This window comes from Tahibacter caeni (genome assembly GCF_024609805.1).
GTDB classification, from domain to species: Bacteria; Pseudomonadota; Gammaproteobacteria; order Xanthomonadales; family Rhodanobacteraceae; genus Tahibacter; species Tahibacter caeni.
This window is the reverse complement of the sequence record NZ_JANFVR010000067.1, coordinates 1-19,063: the sequence shown is the minus strand read 5'-3', so window position 1 is coordinate 19,063 and position 19,063 is coordinate 1. Positions and strand designations below refer to the sequence as shown.

Here is a 19,063-nt window from a genome sequence, read left to right as displayed (position 1 = left end):
GCACAGGGGCCGCGGCTATGGCCGCGGATTGCGGCGCGGCGGCGGCGGACCTTCCGCTGCCCGGCGGAGCCGCGTCGCCGCGCGGCATCCGCAGTCCCCGCCCGAGCCGGTTCCATTCGCCAAGGCGTTGCGTTGTGCATCACGAAGATTTCTGCGTTCCGGCCGGACATCCGAGTCTGGCCGGTCATTTCCCGGGCAATCCGGTGGTCCCCGGCGTCGTCGTGCTCGAACAGGTCGCCGGCGCGCTGCAGCGTCGCGACGGCCGGCAGATCGCCGGCTTCCGCCAGGTCAAGTTCGTCGCGCCGCTGCTGCCGCAGCAGACCGCCCGCCTGGAGCTCGACCTCATCGACACCCGCTTGCGTTTCCGCGTATTGCGCGACGGCGAACTGATCGCCAGCGGCGAGGCGAGCAGCGCATGAGCAACCCGCACTGGACCGACCGCCCCGAAGGCGGCGGTCGTTTCGCGATCTGGCTGATCCGCTCGATCGCGCTGTACGGCGGCCGGCCGTTCGCGCGGCTGTTCCTGTATCCGATCACGCTGTACTTCTATTTCCGCCGCCGGCCCGAGCGCGAAGCCTCGCGCGCGTTCCTGAGCCGCGTGCTCGGCCGCCCGGCCGGCGTCTTCGACGTGATGCGCCACATCCATCGCTTCGCCGGCGTGATCCTCGACCGCGTATTCCTGCTCGCGCGTGACGACGCGCGCCAGTTCCAGCTCGAGATACACGGACTGGAACTGCTGCTGGACACCTATCGCCAGGGCCGCGGCATGCTGCTGCTCGGCTCGCACCTCGGCAGCTTCGAGATCCTGCGCGTGCTCGCGCGCGAACGGCCCGAGGTCCAGCTCAAGGTCGTGCTCGACAAGTCGCAGACGCCGGCGATCACCGAGCTGCTGCACGCGCTGAATCCGGCCATCGGCAGCAGCGTCATCGACGCGTCCGAAGGCGGCACGGCCATCGTGCTCGGCATCAAGGAAGCCGTCGAGCAGGGCGCCGTCGTCGCGCTGCTCGGCGACCGTGCGCGCCCGCAGGAGCCGACGCGGCAGGCGGCGTTCCTCGGCGAATCCGCGCCGCTGCCGGTCGCGCCGTACCTGATAGCGTCGGTGCTCGACACGCCGGTGCTGCTGTGCTTCGGCCTGTACCGCGGCGGCAACCGCTATTCGCTGCATTTCGAGCATTTCGCCGACCGCATCGAGATTCCGCGCAGCGAACGCAACGTGCGCCTCGACGCCTGGCTTGCGCGCTATGCCGCGCGGCTGGAGCATCATGCGCGCCTGGATCCCTACAACTGGTTCAACTTCTATGATTTCTGGCACAGCGATCGCGTTGAGCCTGTTGTTGCCGCTGGCGAGCCCCGGCGCGCCTGACGCGGCCGACTGCCGCACGGACTGTTCTCCGGCGCAGACCGTGCAGCTCGTCGAGGCGCTCAAGCGGCCGCTGCCGGCGGCGACCGGCTACACCGAAGTGCGTTTCGTGCAGATGCTCGACGCACCGCTCGTGCTGCGCGGCGACCTGACCTACACGAGCGCCGACGCGCTCGGCAAAAGCGTCGTCAGTCCGTACGAGGAAACCACGACGATCGCCGACGGCCAGGTCGAGATCCGCCGGCCGGGCAAGCCGGTCAAGCGCTTCAGCCTCAAGCGCGCGCCGGCGCTTGCCGGCTTTCTCGAAAGCTTCAGCGCGACTCTGGCCGGCGACGCGCAGCGCCTCGCGCGCAACTACGTGCTCGCGAGCGACGGCAGCGCCGCTGGCGCCTGGCAGTTGCGGCTCGTGCCGCGCGACGCGGCGCTGGCCAGGCACGTGACGCGCGTGACCGTCAGCGGTATGAAGACGACGCCGCTGTGCTTCGAGGTCGAGGAAGCCGGCGGCGACAGCAGCATCCTGCTCGTCGACGCATTGGCCGGCCGGCCGCTGCCCGCATCGCCGCAACGCGCCGAGCTGCAGCAGCTCTGCCGGCACGCGCCGTGAGCGTTCGCGCGCGCGTCGCCCTGCTGGCCGCCTGGCTGGCACTGCTGGCCGGCCTGCTGGCCTACGTGCTGGCCGCGTTGAAGGTCAGCACCGATCTGCGCAGCTTCATGCCGCCGCCGCGCACGCCGGAGCAGCGCCTGCTGCTCGACGAGATCGGCGAAGGTCCGGGCTCGCGCCTGCTGCTGCTCGCGCTGACCGGCGACGAGCCGGACGTGCTTGCCGATATCAGCAAGGATCTCGTGCCGCGCCTCCGCGCCGACCGCCGCTTCGTGCGCGCGCTGAACGGTGAGGACGAGATCGGCGCGCTCGCCGACGACCTGCTGCCGTACCGCTACCTGCTGTCGCCGACCCTGGACGACGCGCATCTCGACGCGGACTACCTGCGCAGCGAGCTGCAGCAGCGCGTGCAGGATCTCGGCTCGCCGGCCGCGGCCTGGCTCAAGCCGCTGCTCCCAGCCGATCCGACCCTGGAAACCGTGAAGCTCGCCGAGGCCTGGGCGCCGCCGGGCGAGCCCGCGCGCTATGCCGACGTCTGGTTCACACGCGACGGCAAGCAGGCGCTGCTGCTGGCCGAGACCGTCGCCGGCGGTTTCGATCCGGCCGCGCAGCGCGATGCGCAGGACGCGCTGGCCGCCCACTTCCGCGAAGCCGCCGGCACTGGCCGGGCTCGGCTCGTGCTCAGCGGCCCCGGCGCGTTCACGGTGCGCATCAACGAAACGACGAGCGAGGAGGCCAACTTCATCGGCCTGTTCGACACCGTCGGCTTCGTCACCCTGCTGCTGCTCGCCTATCGCCGCGTGACTACGGTGTTCGCCGGCGCGCTGCCGCTGCTCAGCGGCGGCCTGGCCGGCATGGCCGCGCTCGCGCTGCTGTTCGGCGGCGCGCACGGCATCACACTCGCGTTCGGCTTCACCCTGATCGGCGTGGCGCAGGACTACCCGATCCACCTGTTCAGCCATCTGCATCGCGAGCAGCCGCCGGCCGCCGTCGCGCATCACCTGTGGCCGACCCTGGCCACCGGCGTCGCCTCGACCTGCATCGCCTATCTCGCGTTCTTCGCTTCGGGCGTGGACGGGCTCGAACAGCTCGCGGTGTTCACGATAGTCGGCCTGGCCACGGCCGCGCTGACCACGCGCTTCGGCCTGGTCCACCTGCTCGGCAGCAAGCCCTACGACGCGGCCCAGTCGAGCTGGCTCGCCGCGCTGTGGCGCCGGCTGGCGGCGTTGCCGCGGCCGCGCTGGCTCGCACCGCTGCTCGCGCTCGGCGCGATCGTCGCGATGTCGCAGGCGCCCGGCGAGTTCTGGCAGAACAATCTCGCCGCACTGACGCCGGCGCCCGCGGACCTCGTCGCCGAGGACGCGCGCCTGCGCCAGGAGCTCGGCGCGCCGGACGTGCGCCATCTGCTCGTGATCGAAGGCGACGACGCCGACGCCGTGCTGGCCGCGAGCGAGAAGCTCGAGCCGCGCCTCGCCCAGCTGCAGCGCGACGGCGCGATCGCCGGCTACGAGCTGCCGTCGCGCTACCTGCCGAGCGTCGCGACGCAACGCGCGCGCCAGGCGCGCCTGCCCGAGCCGGCCGCGTTGCAGGCCGCGCTCGATGAGGCCCGGCGCGGGCTACCGTTCAAGCCTGGCAGCTTCGACGCGTTCCTGCGCGACGTCGCCGCAGCGCGCGACCTGCCGCCGCTGACGGCCGAGCGCTTCTTCGCCTCGCCGCTGGGACTGCGCCTGAAGGCCCAGCTGCAGCCGCGCGACGGCCACTGGACGGGCCTCGTCGGTCTCGTCGGCGTCGCCGACGCTTCGGCCCTCGTCGCGCTCGCAGCGCAGCCGGACACGCCGGCGCGGCTGCTCGATCTGAAGCACGCGTCGGAATCGCTCGTCGCCGCCTATCGCACGCGCGTGCTGTATTCGCTGGCCGTCGCCGCAGTGCTGCTCGTCGCCGTCGTCGGCTTCGCGCTGCGCCGGCGCAGCCGCGTGCTGCGCGTGCTGCTGCCGATGGCGGTGACGACGTTGCTGATCCTCGCCGCGCTGCGCCTCGGCGGCGTGTCGCTGTCGCTGTTCCATCTGATCGCGCTCGTGCTCGCGGCCGGCCTGGGCCTGGACTACGCACTCTTCTTCGAGCACGTCGAGGACGACGAGCTCGAACAGCGCCGCACCTTGCACGCGATCCTCGTCTGCAGCGCGAGCACCTTCCTCGTGTTCCTGCTGCTCGCGCTGTCGTCGCTGCCCGTGCTGCGCGCGATCGGCACGACGGTCACGCTCGGCGTCGCGTTCAATTTCGTGCTGGCGCTGCTGCTCACGCGCCCGCGCCGGGAGATCGCCGATGCTGGATAAATCGCAATGGTCCGCCTTGATTCCGCACCAGGGCACGATGTGCCTGCTCGACACGGTCGTGGACTGGAACGGCGAGCGCATCCATGCGCGCAGCGCCTCGCATGCGCGCGGCGACAACCCGCTGCGCCAGGACGGCCGCCTGCGCAGCCTGCACCTGTGCGAATACGGCGCGCAGGCCATGGCCGTCCACGGCGGCCTGCTCGCACGGGCCGCCGGCGGCCGCGCCGCTCCGGGCCTGCTCGTGTCGCTGCGCGACGTGGAGCTCTCGCGCGCCTATGTCGACGATCTGGCGGGCGAGCTCGACGTGCATGCCGAGCGCCTGCTCGCCGGCGAACAGAGCTGGCAGTACGCATTCCGCGTCGAACATGCCGGCGTGCTGATCGCGCGCGGCCGCGCCGCGGTCATGGTGCAGCCCGCATGAGCGCGCGGCACGCGCGACGACGGTCCGGCAGCGGCCGGATTTCCTGCCATCCTACGAGGCTTTCGCACGGAGTTCCGCGATGACATCAGTCCTACCGCGCGCGCTGGTCACCGGCGGCAGCGGCGACATCGGCGGCGCGATCTGCGCCGAACTCGCGTGCGCCGGCGCGCACGTGATCGTGCATGCGCACAGCGGACTCGATCGCGCCGAGTCCGTCGCCGCAACCATCCGTGATCGGGGCGGCTCCGCCGAGGCGGTCGCGTTCGATCTCTGCGACGCGGCCGCGACGCGCGCGGCGCTCGATGCGCTGCTGGCCGCCGGCACGATTTCGACACTCGTGCACAACGCCGGCATCCACGACGACGCACCGATGGCGGGCATGAGCGAGGCCCAATGGCACCGCGTCGTCGACGTCTCGCTGCACGGCTTCTTCCACGTGACCCAGCCGCTGCTGCTGCCGATGGCGCGCCAGCGCCGCGGCCGCATCATCGCGATCTCGTCGGTCGCCGCGCGCCTGGGCAACCGCGGCCAGACCAACTACGCCGCGGCCAAGGCCGGCCTGCACGGCGCCGTGAAGTCGCTCGCGCGCGAAATGGCCAGCCGCGGCATCACGGCGAACGTCGTCGCGCCCGGCGTCATCGCCGGCCGGCTGACCGAGGCCGCGTTCCCGGCCGAACAGATCAAGCAGATCGTGCCGATGGCGCGCGCCGGCAGGCCCGAGGAAGTCGCGGCCGTCGTCGGCTTCCTCGCCGGCGATGCGGCGAGCTACGTCTCCGGCCAGATCATCGGCGTCGACGGCGCGATGAGCTGACCGCCTCGCCGACGCCCCCGTCCGACTTTCCTTCACCTGTGAATCCCGCCATGACCGATCTGCCGAAATGCCCGCAATGCGGCTCCGAATTCACCTACGTCGACGGCGACAACTACGTCTGCCCCGAGTGCGCGCACGAATGGCCGACGACGGCCGCGGCCGCCGCCGTCGAGGACGGCCCGCGCGTCGTGCGCGACGCGAACGGCAACCCGCTGGCCGACGGCGACACCGTCGTCGTGATCAAGGATCTCAAGGTCAAGGGCGCGTCGTCGGTCGTCAAGGTCGGCACCAAGGTGCGCAACATCCGGATCGTCGACGGCGACCACGACATCGACTGCAAGATCGAAGGCTTCGGCGCGATGCAGCTCAAGTCCGAGTTCGTGCGCAAGGCCTGACGCGGAAACCCGCCCGATTCCGTACTTGACGGCGGGCCGGGCCAGGAGCCGCACGCGAGCCGCGCCGCAGTCACAAGTGCGGCGGCGGCGCCATCCCCTGTTCGGAGCTGGAAGCGGCCGCCGTTCCGGCTCAGGCTCGTCACGTCATCAACCGGGGGAGTTTCATGCGTCATCGTCTTTGCCTGATCGCCGTCGCCGCGCTCGCCGCGGGCGGTGCCCGCGCCGAAAACGTCACCTTGGCCCGCACCGCGCCGTACGCGGCCGGCAGCGAGGTCGCGAGCAACATCAAGAGCGAATGCCAGCTGACAACCCAGCTGCCGGCCTACATCGCCGAATACGCCGGGGAAAAGCACATCAAGACCGCGTTCGCCGAACAGGTCTCTTCCGGCGATCCGGGCCGCGTGCTCGTCGTGGAGATCGACGAAGCGATCTCGCGCGGCAACGCATTCATCGGCCACCAGAAGTTCACGCGCGCGAAGGGCGCGCTGTACCAGGACGGCGAGGAAATCGGCAATTTCGTCGCGCAGCGCTATTCGATGGGCGGCGCGTTCGCCGGCTACAAGGGTTCCTGCTCGGTGCTGGGGCGCACGGTCAAGGCCATCGGCAAGGACGTCGCGGAATGGCTCGCCGCGCCGACCAAGGATGCGCGTCTCGGCGATCAGTGACATTGCAGCGGACGATGGCGGCTTCCGCGGCCGCCGTCGCGCTGTCACGATGCGAATACCCGTTCGTTCAGTCGGCCTCATGGACACGATCCGCTTCTACCGCGTCAGCGACGACTACGGCGAGTTCTCGAACTTCTCGCCGCATCCGATCCGCCTGGCCGGCAAACGCTGGCCGACCTCGGAACACTATTTTCAGGCGCAGAAATTCCACGACGCCGCCTACGCCGAGCGCATCCGCCAGGCGCATTCGCCGATGGACGCCGCGATCCTCGGACGCGACCGCCGGCAGAAGCTGCGGCGCGACTGGGAGTCGGTCAAGGTCGAAGTCATGCGCACGGCGCTGCGTGCGAAATTCACGCAGCACGCCGATCTCGCTGCGCTGCTGCTGTCCACCGGCGATGCGAAGCTCATCGAACATACCGGCAACGACAGCTACTGGGCCGACGGCGGCGACGGCAGCGGCAAGAACTGGCTCGGCCGGCTGCTGATGGAGCTGCGCGAGGCATTGCGCGCTCCGGCCTGAACCGGCTGCCGGAGCACGACGGCCGCAAGCGGGACTCGCCGGACGCGTGCAGGATGCCGAACCCGCCGATGGTGCCGACTTGCAGGAATCCCTCGCCGGATCTTTTCTGCGAAGCCGCCGCGGTCGATCGTGGACGCGGACGAATTCCGGCGACGGAAGTGAAGTCAAAGCGAGCGTTAGCCGCTCCGCCTATCACGGCATGGACCACCGACTGCATAGGTTCGGCCAGTCGGTTCAGCCACGCGCCCGGCCGCGCCAAAACGCCGCGACGACGCTTGACGCTTTCCGGCGAATCCTGCTATCCCCGCGCGGAGAACCGGGGCCGTCCCGGTATCTGCATTCAGGGGAAAGCGGCATGTCGAAACACGGTCCGATGCGGGCGTGTCAGGTTGCGCTGTGGTTGAGCGCAGTGGTATGGGGATCTGCGACGGCGGATCAGTCGGGGCAGCACCTGTCGGCGTCGCCGGCCACGCGCGAGAACACGTCGTCGATCCAGGAGCGGCAGTCTACCAGCACGCACACTGCGCGCGTCGTGCGCGTGCTCGACCATCCGGACAAATCGGCCACGCCGCAGAATCCGGATGCGCCGGCGGTCGCACAGTATCCGGCCGACGTGGTGCGCACGTCGCAGTCGCCGAACATCCATACCACGGCCGTCGCGTTCGACGGCGCGGCCCTGGCCGACACCGGCTCGTTTCCGCCCGACAGCATGGGGGCGATCGGTCCGGCGCAGTTCGTGACCTTCGTCAACGGACGCATCCGTTCGTTCACGAAGAACGGCGTGGCCGACGGCGTACTGGATGCGGATCCCGACGTGTTCTTCGCGTCGGTGATGACGCCGGTCGGCGGGACCGTCGTATCCAACTTCACCCTCGGTCCGCAGGTGCGCTACGACCGCTTCTCGGCGCGCTGGTTCCTGACCATCACCGACGTGCCGTGCACGGACGCGACCTGCACGACCACGGCGCCCAACCGCGTGCTGATCGCCGTCAGCGACGCGGCCAGCAGCGGCACCCTGAGCGGTTCGACGGTGTGGACGTTCTTCCAGTTCCAGGCCGACCCCGGCACGAACTTCTGCGAAAACCCGTCGCTCGGTGTCGACGTCAACGCGCTGTACATCGGCTGCAACCTATTCACGAACACCGGCACCTTCGTCGGCACCAACGGCTACGTGGTGCGGAAAACCTCGGTCCTCGGCGCCGGTCCAGCCACAGTGACGATGTTCGCGAACCTCGTTGCCGGCGGTAGCGGCGCCGGCCCGTTTTCACCGCGCGGCGTGGACAATTACGACGCGACCGCGACGGACGGCTATTTCGTCGGCGTCGACAACGCGACGTTCAGCACCATCATGTTCCGCCGCGTCAGCAATCCGGGTTCGGCCACGCCGGCGATCTCGGCGAACATCTCGGTGACCGTGCCGACGACCACGTTCCCGAATCCCGTCACGCACGCGGGCAACACCGGCGGCAACAACGGCCGTCTCGATTCGCTCGACGACCGCCTCTACGCGGCAATGATCCGCAACGGCCGCCTGTGGTCGGCGCACAACTTCCGCGTCAGCTCGGCCGGCGTGGCGAACACCGCCGCGGCCGCGCGCAATGCCGTGCGCTGGTACGAATTCCAGAATCTCGCGACGACGCCGACCCTCGTGCAGTCGGGCACCGTGTTCGACAACGCCGCGACGCTCGCCGCGGCAAGGCAATACTGGATGCCCAGCGTGATCGTCACGGGCCAGGGTCATTCGGTCATGGGCATGTCGATGAGCGGCACGCCGGTCGGCGCGACACCGGTCTACGTCGGCCGCCTCGCCGGCGACACGCTCGGCACGATGACCGGGCCGCCGACCGTGGCCGCCGTCACGTTCGGAACCACCACGGCCAACTACAACCCGCCCGCGGACCCGGGCGGCGCCACCGGACGGCGCTGGGGCAGCTACTCGTTCACGAGCCTCGATCCGCTCGACGACATGACGGTCTGGACGATCCAGGAATACAACCAGGCGCTGAACAGCTATGCCGTGCGCGTCGGACGTCTCGCCGCGCCGCCGCCGGCCACGCCGACGTGTTCGGGCAGCCCGGTCACGTTCGGCGGGCCGACCGGCAACGTCGTGATCAATGCCACGTCGTCTGCGGGCTCGGGCTTCTACGATCCCGGCGCGAATCTGCCGGCGCCGGCTCTGCCGTTCACGCATTTGAACGCGACGGTCACGAACGCCACGGTCAACAGCGTCACTTACAACTCGCCGACGCAGGTCACGCTCAACATCACCGCGCTGGCTACCGGCCTGCAGAACGTCACCGTGACCAACCCGGACGGCCAGAGCGTCACCGCGAACGGCTGCATCAACGTGCAGAACGCGCTGGCGGCGGATCTTGCGATCACCAAGACCGACGGCGTGACCACCGCCACGCCGGGCGGCAGCGTGACCTACACGGTCACGGCGTCGAATCCGAGCGCGGTCGCGGCCACGGGCGCCACGGTGGCCGACACGTTCCCGGCCGCGCTGACCTGCACCTGGACCTGCGTCGGCGCCGGCGGCGGCACCTGCACGGCGAGCGGCAGCGGCAACATCAGCGATACGGTCAACCTGCCCGCGGGCGGCAGCGCCACGTACACCGCGACCTGCGCGATTTCCGCCGCCGCGACCGGCACCTTGAGCAACACCGCGACGGTGACGATCGCCGGCGACCCGAACGCGGCGAACAACTCCGCGACCGATACCGACACGCTGATCCCGCAGGCCGACCTCGGCATCACCAAGACCGACGGTGTCACGTCGGCGACGCCGGGCGGCAGCGTCACGTACACGATCACCGCGAGCAACGCGGGCCCGAGCAATGCGACCGGTACGACGATCGCTGACACCTTCCCGGCCTCGCTGACCTGCACCTGGACCTGCGTCGGCGCCGGCGGCGGCACGTGCACGGCGAGCGGCAGCGGCAATATCGCCGACACCGTCAACTTGCCCGCGGGCGGCAGCACGACGTACACCGCGAGCTGCACGATTGCTGCGTCGGCAAGCGGCACCTTGTCGAATACCGCCACCGTCGCGGCACCGGGCGGCGTCACGGACCCGACGCCGGGCAACAACGCGGCGACCGATACGGACACGCTCGCGGCACAGGCGGATCTGGCGATCACGAAGACCGACGGCGTGACCTCGGCAACGCCGGGCGGCAGCGTCACGTACACGATCACCGCGAGCAACGCGGGCCCGAGCAACGCAACGGGCGCGACGGTCGCCGATACCTTCCCTGCGACGCAGACCTGCACCTGGACTTGCGTCGGCGCCGGCGGCGGCACGTGCACGGCGAGCGGCAGCGGCAATATCGCCGACACCGTCAACCTGCCCGCGGGCGGCAGCACAACGTACACCGCGAGCTGCACGATTGCTGCGTCGGCAAGCGGCACCTTGTCGAATACCGCCACCGTCGCGGCACCGGGCGGCGTCACGGACCCGACGCCGGGCAACAACGCGGCGACCGATACGGACACGCTCGCGGCACAGGCGGATCTGGCGATCACGAAGACCGACGGCGTGACCTCGGCGACGCCGGGCGGCAGCGTCACGTACACGATCACCGCGAGCAACGCGGGCCCGAGCAACGCAACGGGCGCGACGGTCGCCGACACCTTCCCGGCCTCGCAGACCTGCACCTGGACTTGCGTCGGCGCCGGCGGCGGCACGTGTACGGCGTCAGGTAGCAGCAACATCAGCGACACGGTCAACCTGCCCGCAGGCGGCAGCACGACGTACACCGCGAGCTGCGCGATCTCGGCATCGGCGACGGGGTCGATGAGCAACACGGCCATCGTGACGGCGCCGGGTGGCGTGACCGATCCGACGCCGGGCAACAACACCGCGACCGACACCGACACACTCACCGCGCTGGCGGATCTGACGATCGCCAAGTCGCACGCCGGGAACTTCACGCAGGGACAGACCGGCGCGATCTATACGCTAACGATCAGCAACGTCGGCGGCTCGCCGACCAGCGGCATGGTCACGGCAACGGATACGTTGCCGGCAGGACTGACCGCGACGGCGATCGGCGGTGGGGGCTGGACATGCACCTTGGCCACCTTGACCTGCACTCGCCCGGATGCGCTCGCCGCGGGCAGCGGCTATCCGCCGATCACCCTGACCGTGAACGTGGCCAGCAACGCTACGGCCTCGGTGACCAACACCGCGGCCGTCTCCGGCGGCGGCCAGACCAACACGAACAACGACACCGCTGCCGACCCGACGACTATCACGCAGCTGTCCGACCTGACGATCACGAAGACGCATGTCGGCAACTTCAGCCAGGGCCAGACGGGTGCGATCTACACCCTCACGCCGAGCAACGCGGGCGCAGGACCGACCAGCGGCACCGTGATGGTGACCGACACCTTGCCCGCCGGACTGACTGCGACGGCGATCAGCGGCACCGGCTGGAGCTGCACCGTGGCCACGGTGACCTGCACGCGTTCGGATGCGCTGGCCGCGGGCAGCAGCTATCCGGCCATCACCTTGACCGTGAACGTCGCGAACAACGCGCCGGCATCGGTGACCAATACCGCGGCGGTGTCGGGCGGCGGCCAGATCAACACGAGCAACGACAGCGCCAGCGACGCGACGACGATCGCGACGGCGGCCTTCACGATCGGCGGCACCGTCGGCGGCGCCACGTCGCCGGCCACGCTCACGTTGAACGACAGCACGAACGGCACGTCGCAGTCGCTGTCGTCGAACGGCGCATTCACGTTCACGACGCCGCTTCCGATCGGCGCGGACTGGAACGTCGTGGTGACGACGCCGCCGGCGGGTCAGAGCTGCGCCGTCGCCAACGGGGCCGGCACCAATCTTTCAGCGAACGTGACGAACGTGCAGGTGACCTGCGCGGCCGTGCTCGTGACGATCGCGCCCGCCGCGCTGACCGCCGGCACGTTCGGCCTGCCCTACAGCCAGCAGCTGAGCGCGAGCAGCAGCGACGCCGTGGACCACGCGCCGTACACGTTCACGCTCGCCTCGGGCAGTCTCCCGCCGGGTCTGAACCTGGGCACGAACGGCCTGCTGTCAGGCACGCCGACCGCCGCCGGCAGCTTCCCGTTCGCCGTGCAGGCCGCGGGTTCCGGAGGCGTGTCGGGGCAGCAGGCCTACACGCTCGTCGTGAACCGGCAGACGACGACGGTCACCGTCACGGCTGCGCCGAACCCGACGTCGCAGGGCGTTCCCGTGAATCTCGTCGCCACGGTCGCGAGCGGCACGCCGACCGGCACGGTGATCTTCAGCGCCGACGGCGCGGCCTTGCCGTGCTCGCCCGTGACCGTGGTCGTCGGCACGACGAGTTCGACGGCCACCTGCACGACCGCGTTCACGACGCCGGGCGCGCACGCGATCACCGCGAGCTACAGCGGCGACGCGAATTACGAACCGTCGACCTCGCCCGTCGTCACGGTGGCGGTCGACGTGCCGGCCGTACCGGTACCGGCGCTGGATCGCTGGGCGATGCTGTTGCTGGTCGGACTGCTCGCCCTGATGACGCTGGCGCGGCTGCGGCGGATCTGAGTCTTCGGCCCGGAGCCGCCGCCTCGCCGGCGGCTCCGGGCCGAAAGTCGACCGTACTCTCCGATAACTGTCCTCAACTCCACTCCTGGCCCACGTCCGCTTTCGGCCAGAAACGGACATTACGCAAAAGGTGCGTGGCCTCCTCAATGGCCATCAGCGGCACCTGCTTCTGCTACACGGAGAACAGTTCGACGACGCTCCGTGGGGCGCCGTCGCCGAAGAAACGTCGATGATTCTCCGCCGTCTGATCCGAAAAGGAAGCGCTGCGCGGAAAGAGCTCCTGCTCATACGCCGCGAGCGCCGCCTCGGTGTCCCCGGGGTGATCACGCAGCGCCAACGCCAGCTTGGCGCCATCCAGAATGGCAAGGTTGGCGCCCTCCCCGGCGAACGGCGACATCAAGTGGGCTGCATCGCCCACGAGCGTGACGCCCGGAATGCGCTCCCATCGATGGTTGATCGGCAAGGCATGGATGGGCCGCACGACGGGCGGGGTATCGCTGTCAGCGACCAAGGCCAGAAGCGGCGGTGCCCAACCCTCGAATTCGCGGGCAAGGCGACGCAACGCAGCCGCCGGCTGGCTGAAGTCGATGGCGCCGACCCACGCTTCCGGCCTGTTCAACGCAATATAGGTGCGCAGCGCCCCGCTCGCGTAACGGTGGGCCAGGATGCCCTGGCCGGGCTCGACCGCCATCAGCGTGCCGCTACCGATCAGCTCGGCGCTGGTCCTGTACCGCGCGTCGCCATCGAAGAGATTGGCTTCGATGAAAGTCGTGCCGATGTATTCAGGCCTCGCGGCCGACAGCAGCGGACGGACCTTCGACCAGGCGCCATCGGCGCCGACCAGCAGATCCGCCGTGATCGTCGAGCCGTCGGCGAAAACCAGTTGGTGTCGCCCGTCGCCGAGGCGGTTCGTCTGCACGAGCTGGCGGTCCCATTGGATGACGTCGGCGGGCAGGGATTCGATCAGCAGCCTGCGCAGGGCACCGCGATCGACCTCGGGCTTGGCCACGCCGCCTGAGCCGGGCTTGTCGAGCAGGACGTTACCGTGCCTGTCGACCACGCGCTTGGCGTCCTCGCCCGGCAGCGCGAGGGCAAGAAACGCGTCGTGGAGGCCCGCGGCCTTCAGCCCCAGTTGGCCGTTGTAATCGTGGATGTCCAGCAAGCCGCCCTGAGCGCGCGCATCGGGCGATGTCTCGGCTTCGTAGATCGTCGCGCGAATGCCGCTGACGCGCAGGACACGGGCGAGCGTCAAGCCGCCGAGGCCGGCGCCGACGATGGCGATGCGGGAGTGTGCGGAAAGGATTGATGAGTCGAGGTCTGTAGTCATTGCAGCGTTCCAATGGCTGCGAACGTTCGTCGATACGCGACGACTCGCAGAAAGGCCGACAGATGTCGGGGGAACGCTGGCCGACCTCGCTGGAGCTGCTTGGTGGCGTGTATTCGGTCGTCCCGTGCCGGTGGCGCACAGGCGACCGTTTTTCGCGGTCTTCGAGCGTGGACTATTGCATCAACTCTGGCGATCAAGCAATTCCGCCGCTGCGGCAGGATCGCATCGAAACCGTGCCCGCGTCGGCGATACCGATTGCCATGCCGCCCGCAAGAGGATTTGCATACGCCGCCTCGTTGTCGCCCGGTCGAAGGCGGCGACGGGGCGATTTTTTGCGGTGGGCGCACGTCCGACCGAGTGTCTCCTTTGATCATCCCGGGCCCCGCTTTTCCGGATCAGGTCGATTCCCTTGCGATACGTCATGATCTCGAACTCCGGGAACCACCGCTTGAACTTGCTCGAATCAAACAGGTTGTCCTGCTCGTAGCGTGGGAGTAGCTCCCGAATCTCCCTGACTTGCGGGGAAAAGAGACCCGCGATGGCGAAGGCCCACTTGCCGATGACCTTGTACGACACGGGCCTGTCGAACGCCTCGCAGGCCATGGCGACGAACTGCCTGTATGTCGGTCGCTCGTCGCAACAAGGCAGGTGCCAGGTCTGTCCGTACGCATCGGGCGCGTTTCCAAGCGCAGCGAGTCCCCGACTCGCGTCCGGGGTCCGGATCAGCGTTCGCTTCGTGTCGTCCGTATCGGAACGCGCGGCAGCTTGCAGCCTTCAATTTGTCGGTGACGAGAGCATTGGTGAAGCTCTGGGTCTTGCCTGGGCCGTAAAACTCCGGTGCGCGACTTCCTCCAACACCAGGGTTGTCGTTCGCGCGCGCACCCGGCCCTTGCGTCCGACCGGAGCGAAGGGCGTCTCCTCCCTCAGCAGCCGGTCGTCCTGCGAGTACATGTAGGTGTTGTCGAAGTAGGCGAACTTCGCACCCGCCGCCCAGGAGGCATCGAGGGCGTTCTTCGGCATCGTGGGGAACTGTTTCTCCCACATCTCGGTGTCAGGCGGCAGCCCGGCCGTGAGGTAGACGATGCTGCTGCCCTCGACTGCCCTGGCGGTCTGCCCGGCGTCGAGCAAGTCGGCCGCCACCACGACATCGGAGTCGTTGACCTTGCGGGGATTGCGGTTGACCAGCCGCAGTTCGCGGGTTTGATTGCGCTGCAGTTCACGGGCCAGTTCCACGGCAATCTGGCCGTTCGCGCCCAATATCGTTTGCATCATCGTTCTTTGCATGCCGGCTCGGTCCGTATCGTGCGCAGACCGATGACGGCCATGACATTTTAGATGTATTTCTACTTTGCACCTTATTTAACAAGTAAAATTCAACGCTTTTCCGACCATGCCAACAGGGCATCGAGGGCCGGACACAACGCCTGACCCCAGGCCGTCATGCGGTAGTCGACCTTGGGTGGCACCTGCGGATAAACCGTTCGCTCGATCAAGCCATCCGCCTCCAGCTGACGAAGCTGCTGCGCGAGCATCTTTTGCGACACGCCGGGAATCAGTCGCTCCAGGTCCGAGTAGCGCTGCACCTTGCCGCCGAAGAGGTGAAACAAGATCACCAGCTTCCAGCGTCCTTCGAGCAAGCGCAGAGCGGTTTCCACGCCCTCGGCTGCAGATTCCGGCGTGTGCGACGACCGGCTTACCTCCGGGTTAGCCACTGACTTTCTCGTGCGTACTTGTCGGCGGACAAGCCTATCTCCACGCTTGTAGCACCGCAAATCTGCAAGGAACGACGACGTGAGTATTCTCGAGATTCCGGCACCGATCCGACGCTATCTGCACGCGGATGCGAGCCTCGAACTTGCACAGTTCTCCGACTGCTTCACCGCCGACGCAGAAGTTCGCGACGAAGGCAGAACCATTCACGGCGTGGACGCCATCGTCGAGTGGAAGCGAGCGTCCCGGGCCAGATACGACTACCGGGTCCACCCGCAGAGCGTCGCCCGCCGCGGCGATACGGTGACGATGCAAGCGCGCGTGAGCGGCAGCTTCAAGGGCAGCCCGGTCGATCTGACCTATCGCTTCGAGCTGCGCGACGATCGCATCTCGAAACTGGAGATTCACTGATGGCTGTCGCCGTGCAACTGCAGGGCCTGCGCGCCTTGGTGACCGGCGGCACCAAGGGCGTGGGCCAAGCGGTGGTGGAGACCTTGCTCGATGCCGGCGCGCGGGTGCTGGCGGTAGCGCGCAGCGTGCCGGAAACGGCGAACGGGGCCGACTACCTGGCGGCCGACGCCTCGACCCCCGAAGGGTGCGCGGCGATTGTCGACACGGTGCGCTCGCGCTTCGGCGGGCTGGATATTCTCGTACACAACCTGGGAGGCTCCAGCTCGCCGGCCGGCGGCTTCCTGGCATTGAGCGATGCGCAGTGGCACGCGGAACTGGAACTGAACCTGCTGCCGGCAGTGCGCCTGGATCGGGCCCTTGTGCCGCTGATGCTGGGACAAGGCAGCGGCGTGGTCGTCCACATCACCTCCATTCAACGGCAACTCCCGCTGCACGAGTCCACCTTGGCCTATGCAGCTGCCAAGGCCGCGCTCAACACCTACAGCAAGGGCTTGTCCAAGGAGGTCAGCCCCTCGGGCGTACGCGTCGTGCGAGTGGCGCCCGGCTGGGTGGAAACGACGGCAGCCAGGCGGATGCTCCGGCGACTGGCTGAGGAAGGCGATGGCGACGTCGAGTCGGCACGGCAAGGACTCATGCGCTCGCTGGGCGGCATACCACTGGGGCGGCCCAATCGGCCATCGGAGGTCGCCACCCTTGTCGCCTTTCTCGCCTCGCCCCTGGCCAGTGCGATTACGGGCGTGGAATACGTGATCGACGGCGGTACGGTGCCCACGACATAGACTGCCAAGTGCGAGGAACTCCGATCAATGGCGTGAACATTCGCTCCGTGTCCATGGCTTCGGCGATCGAAGCCCCTATGCCGCGACATCCGAAACCAAGTCGCAGACTCCGCGTGTGGCTGTTCCGAATCCGTGCTCGCCGCCATCCAGCTCGCATCTGGGACTGCAAGACCGATGGCGGCGTGCATGTCGAAGCACGCGCCGTGGCGGGCGGCGCTTTCGCCTTCTTGAAGTGACCGGTCGCCGTGAGCGGCTCGATGAAGGCGTTGCAAGGCCCGCTGCGCAGGGGTGGCTGCGGTTCGCTCCGGGTCGGAAGCGGACACTCGAGTCACCGGTGCAGCCGACGCATCACCACAGCACTCGATCCGGCCTGCTCGCGGTGCCGCCCGGCACCAGCGCCGGATGCCGGCGCCTCGGGCCTTGAACTGCCCCGTTGTCGCTCCCGACTTATGCCGGCGTTTGACCGAGGTCGACGCCATGCGCATGCTTCGAGCCGACCTGCGGCCGAATCGGAGACGACACTTGATCGAGCTGCCCGTGAGAGACCCCTGCGACATTTGCGAAGGAATGGCGGGTCGCGAAGAACGGTGGGCGATCATCGACGAAAGCGAATTCACGCTCACCGTCATCAATCCGTGGCAGTTCGAAGTCGGCCAATGCTGCGTCATCACACGCCGGCATGTCGCGACATTGCTCGACCTCTCCCGCGATGAGTGCGAGGCCGTCCTGATCTCGGCCAAGCGGGTCGCGGAGGCGCTCGTCAGGACGTTCGAGCCCCTCGGGATACTGACGTTCCAGAACAACGGGGTCTATAGCGGGCAGGAGACGCCGCACTTCCATTTCCACGTCGTGCCTCGGCAGAAAGGCAGCGACTGGGGCATAGGCCCGCCGCAGCTCGCCACCTTCGACGGTGCCGGACGCCAACTGGGCACACCGCACGATCCCGGCGAAGATGCGCAGCGCCGGGAGCGGGTCCGGGTGTCCGCCAGGCAGCTGATCGAAACCGCGGAGCGGATTCGTTCGAACCTGCCGAAGTAGTCGCGTCGGTCATCGTGCTCAGCCGCCTCCGGTCGGAGGCGGTCATCAGCTCGACGACGCAACGCTGAGGGTTGCCGGCGCGGCGAAGCTGATTGCATCGCAAACAAGGCGGCTGGCCACAACCGAAAGCCGTCCCGGCGTTTCCGGCGAGACGGCATCGGACCGCGCCGGGAAACGACGGCGCTGGAAATTGGTGGGCGAGGAAGGAATCGAACCTTCTGGACTGCTGGAGTCCCTGATTTACAGTCAGGACCGCTACCGTTTACGGGTTACTCGCCCCAAGGAAAAAACGACGTCCGTCTGCGACGGTTCTCGCTCGAGCTGCGCGCCGGCGCGGCGCGATCGCATTCCGGCGAATCCGAAGACGCGGAACCGCAGGACCCCGGAAAACAAAAACCCCGGCTTTCGGCCGGGGTTTTTCGTCGAAGCTGTCGAACTCAGCTCAAACGCAAAAAGCTCCGCGGCGCGAAAGTCGGCGGAGGCAGGAATAGACGTTGCGGATGAGCGGCGTGTTCATGGGCGCGGACTGTATGAGCCTGCACTACCCTGCGTCAATGGCATAAGCCGCCGATTTCCGCGCGGCTACTGCCCCGCACTGACACGCTGCTTCAAGGTCGAATAGAACTTCTGTGCATCGTTTTCGAGCGTCACGCGCACGTCGCCGCGGCGCAGGTCGCCGAGCGCCGCGGCGACGCGATCCTGCGTCACTGACGCGTCGGCATAGAAGAACCAGTCGTGCTGCCGGTGCCAGTCGAGCACGGCGACGAGGTCGGCGTCGGCGCCGAGCGCGGTCCGCAGCTGGCGTTCGTGCGCGTCGAATTCCCGCTGCAGCTCCGGAATGGTCTGGCCGACGTAGGGCACTTCACGCGCGAGCGAGACCACGAGCAGCTGCGGCAGGCGCCGCGGCGGCACGACCGCGTAGTCGTCGCGGTATTCCCAGACCAGCGGCAGGCCCTGGCGCTCGGATTCGGCGCGGACCCAGTTGCCCTCGCGCGCGCCGCCGTGCGAGGGATCGTTCGCGGTCTCCGCCGATGCATTCGCCGGCGCCTTGACCGGCGTCGCGGCGCCGTCCGGTGCATCGGCCGACGGCGCGCAGCCCGTCGCCAGCGCGACGGCGAGCAGCGGACCGGCGAGACGG

Annotated in this window: 18 protein-coding genes and 1 tRNA gene; 13 read left to right on the top strand and 6 right to left on the bottom strand. The window is 68.5% G+C overall.

The window, feature by feature from the left end:
- Positions 1 to 134 precede the first annotated feature (134 nt).
- The 10 genes from NON22_RS08460 to NON22_RS08415 all read left to right on the top strand — a co-directional run bounded on the left by NON22_RS08460 (position 135) and on the right by NON22_RS08415 (position 12,660).
- Positions 135 to 419 carry an ApeI family dehydratase gene (locus NON22_RS08460; protein WP_257386491.1) on the top strand — a complete coding sequence of 95 codons (285 nt, stop codon included), beginning with the start codon at positions 135 to 137 and terminating at the stop codon, positions 417 to 419.
- Positions 416 to 1,363: a lysophospholipid acyltransferase family protein gene (locus NON22_RS08455; RefSeq protein WP_257386490.1), complete on the top strand. Its 948-nt coding sequence runs from the start codon at positions 416 to 418 to the stop codon at positions 1,361 to 1,363. The genes NON22_RS08460 and NON22_RS08455 overlap by 4 nt, the downstream gene beginning before the upstream one ends.
- On the top strand, positions 1,323 to 1,964 hold the full coding sequence (locus NON22_RS08450; RefSeq protein ID WP_257386489.1) for a LolA-related protein: 642 nt from the start codon (positions 1,323 to 1,325) through the stop codon (positions 1,962 to 1,964). The genes NON22_RS08455 and NON22_RS08450 overlap by 41 nt, the downstream gene beginning before the upstream one ends.
- Positions 1,961 to 4,294, top strand: a complete 2,334-nt coding sequence (locus NON22_RS08445; protein ID WP_257386488.1) for an MMPL family transporter — start codon at positions 1,961 to 1,963, stop codon at positions 4,292 to 4,294. Before NON22_RS08450 ends, NON22_RS08445 begins: the two co-directional genes overlap by 4 nt.
- The gene (locus NON22_RS08440) at positions 4,284 to 4,715 is read left to right on the top strand and encodes a hotdog family protein (RefSeq protein WP_257386487.1); all 432 of its coding nucleotides are present in this window, start codon (positions 4,284 to 4,286) and stop codon (positions 4,713 to 4,715) included. The genes NON22_RS08445 and NON22_RS08440 overlap by 11 nt, the downstream gene beginning before the upstream one ends.
- 79 nt (positions 4,716 to 4,794) lie before the next feature.
- Positions 4,795 to 5,526, top strand: a complete 732-nt coding sequence (gene fabG, locus NON22_RS08435) for a 3-oxoacyl-ACP reductase FabG (protein WP_257386486.1) — start codon at positions 4,795 to 4,797, stop codon at positions 5,524 to 5,526.
- Between the two features lie 50 nt (positions 5,527 to 5,576).
- On the top strand, positions 5,577 to 5,921 hold the full coding sequence (locus NON22_RS08430; RefSeq protein ID WP_257386485.1) for a zinc ribbon domain-containing protein YjdM: 345 nt from the start codon (positions 5,577 to 5,579) through the stop codon (positions 5,919 to 5,921).
- A 164-nt stretch (positions 5,922 to 6,085) separates the two neighbouring features.
- Positions 6,086 to 6,586, top strand: a complete 501-nt coding sequence (locus NON22_RS08425; protein ID WP_257386484.1) for a hypothetical protein — start codon at positions 6,086 to 6,088, stop codon at positions 6,584 to 6,586.
- Between the two features lie 79 nt (positions 6,587 to 6,665).
- On the top strand, positions 6,666 to 7,109 hold the full coding sequence (ybiA, locus tag NON22_RS08420) for a riboflavin biosynthesis intermediates N-glycosidase (protein WP_306673705.1): 444 nt from the start codon (positions 6,666 to 6,668) through the stop codon (positions 7,107 to 7,109).
- 409 nt (positions 7,110 to 7,518) lie between these two features.
- Positions 7,519 to 12,660 (top strand): beta strand repeat-containing protein, encoded by a 5,142-nt coding sequence (locus NON22_RS08415; RefSeq protein WP_257386492.1) that lies wholly within the window; start codon positions 7,519 to 7,521, stop codon positions 12,658 to 12,660.
- Positions 12,661 to 12,832: 172 nt separating this feature from the next.
- Here NON22_RS08415 and NON22_RS08410 read toward each other — a convergent pair whose 3' ends face one another.
- From NON22_RS08410 to NON22_RS08395, 4 genes are all read right to left on the bottom strand, one after another.
- Positions 12,833 to 13,987, bottom strand: a complete 1,155-nt coding sequence (locus NON22_RS08410) for an FAD-dependent oxidoreductase (protein WP_257386482.1) — start codon at positions 13,985 to 13,987, stop codon at positions 12,833 to 12,835.
- A gap of 180 nt (positions 13,988 to 14,167) precedes the next feature.
- Positions 14,168 to 14,563 carry a hypothetical protein gene (locus NON22_RS08405; RefSeq protein WP_257386481.1) on the bottom strand — a complete coding sequence of 132 codons (396 nt, stop codon included), beginning with the start codon at positions 14,561 to 14,563 and terminating at the stop codon, positions 14,168 to 14,170.
- A 198-nt stretch (positions 14,564 to 14,761) separates the two neighbouring features.
- Complete coding sequence (locus NON22_RS08400) at positions 14,762 to 15,256, bottom strand: NAD(P)H-binding protein (protein WP_257386480.1); 495 nt, start codon at positions 15,254 to 15,256, stop codon at positions 14,762 to 14,764.
- 104 nt (positions 15,257 to 15,360) lie between these two features.
- A complete protein-coding gene (locus NON22_RS08395; RefSeq protein WP_257386479.1) occupies positions 15,361 to 15,699 on the bottom strand; it encodes a winged helix-turn-helix transcriptional regulator in 339 nt (112 codons plus the stop codon).
- A 79-nt stretch (positions 15,700 to 15,778) separates the two neighbouring features.
- Between NON22_RS08395 and NON22_RS08390 the strand changes: the two genes are divergently transcribed.
- The 3 genes from NON22_RS08390 to NON22_RS08380 all read left to right on the top strand — a co-directional run bounded on the left by NON22_RS08390 (position 15,779) and on the right by NON22_RS08380 (position 17,925).
- The gene (locus tag NON22_RS08390; RefSeq protein ID WP_257386478.1) at positions 15,779 to 16,108 is read left to right on the top strand and encodes a nuclear transport factor 2 family protein; all 330 of its coding nucleotides are present in this window, start codon (positions 15,779 to 15,781) and stop codon (positions 16,106 to 16,108) included.
- Positions 16,108 to 16,887 (top strand): SDR family oxidoreductase, encoded by a 780-nt coding sequence (locus NON22_RS08385; RefSeq protein ID WP_257386477.1) that lies wholly within the window; start codon positions 16,108 to 16,110, stop codon positions 16,885 to 16,887. Before NON22_RS08390 ends, NON22_RS08385 begins: the two co-directional genes overlap by 1 nt.
- Before the next feature lie 522 nt (positions 16,888 to 17,409).
- Positions 17,410 to 17,925 carry an HIT family protein gene (locus NON22_RS08380; protein ID WP_257386476.1) on the top strand — a complete coding sequence of 172 codons (516 nt, stop codon included), beginning with the start codon at positions 17,410 to 17,412 and terminating at the stop codon, positions 17,923 to 17,925.
- A 191-nt stretch (positions 17,926 to 18,116) separates the two neighbouring features.
- Here NON22_RS08380 and NON22_RS08375 read toward each other — a convergent pair.
- Both NON22_RS08375 and NON22_RS08370 read right to left on the bottom strand, forming a co-directional pair.
- A tRNA-Tyr gene (locus tag NON22_RS08375) sits at positions 18,117 to 18,204 on the bottom strand.
- Between the two features lie 303 nt (positions 18,205 to 18,507).
- Positions 18,508 to 19,063 (bottom strand): hypothetical protein (locus NON22_RS08370; RefSeq protein ID WP_257386475.1); only part of this gene is annotated, 556 nt, incomplete at its 5' end.

Excerpts from the sequence above, each read along its gene's own strand:
- NON22_RS08430 (WP_257386485.1), top strand. The coding sequence starts at position 5,577 with ATGACCGATCTGCCGAAATGCCCGCAATGCGGCTCCGAATTCACCTAC.
- ybiA (WP_306673705.1), top strand. The coding sequence starts at position 6,666 with ATGGACACGATCCGCTTCTACCGCGTCAGCGACGACTACGGCGAGTTC.
- fabG (WP_257386486.1), top strand. The coding sequence starts at position 4,795 with ATGACATCAGTCCTACCGCGCGCGCTGGTCACCGGCGGCAGCGGCGAC.
- NON22_RS08440 (WP_257386487.1), top strand. The coding sequence starts at position 4,284 with ATGCTGGATAAATCGCAATGGTCCGCCTTGATTCCGCACCAGGGCACG.
- NON22_RS08400 (WP_257386480.1), bottom strand. The coding sequence starts at position 15,256 with ATGCAAACGATATTGGGCGCGAACGGCCAGATTGCCGTGGAACTGGCC.
- NON22_RS08410 (WP_257386482.1), bottom strand. The coding sequence starts at position 13,987 with ATGACTACAGACCTCGACTCATCAATCCTTTCCGCACACTCCCGCATC.
- NON22_RS08385 (WP_257386477.1), top strand. The coding sequence starts at position 16,108 with ATGGCTGTCGCCGTGCAACTGCAGGGCCTGCGCGCCTTGGTGACCGGC.
- NON22_RS08455 (WP_257386490.1), top strand. The coding sequence starts at position 416 with ATGAGCAACCCGCACTGGACCGACCGCCCCGAAGGCGGCGGTCGTTTC.
- NON22_RS08425 (WP_257386484.1), top strand. The coding sequence starts at position 6,086 with ATGCGTCATCGTCTTTGCCTGATCGCCGTCGCCGCGCTCGCCGCGGGC.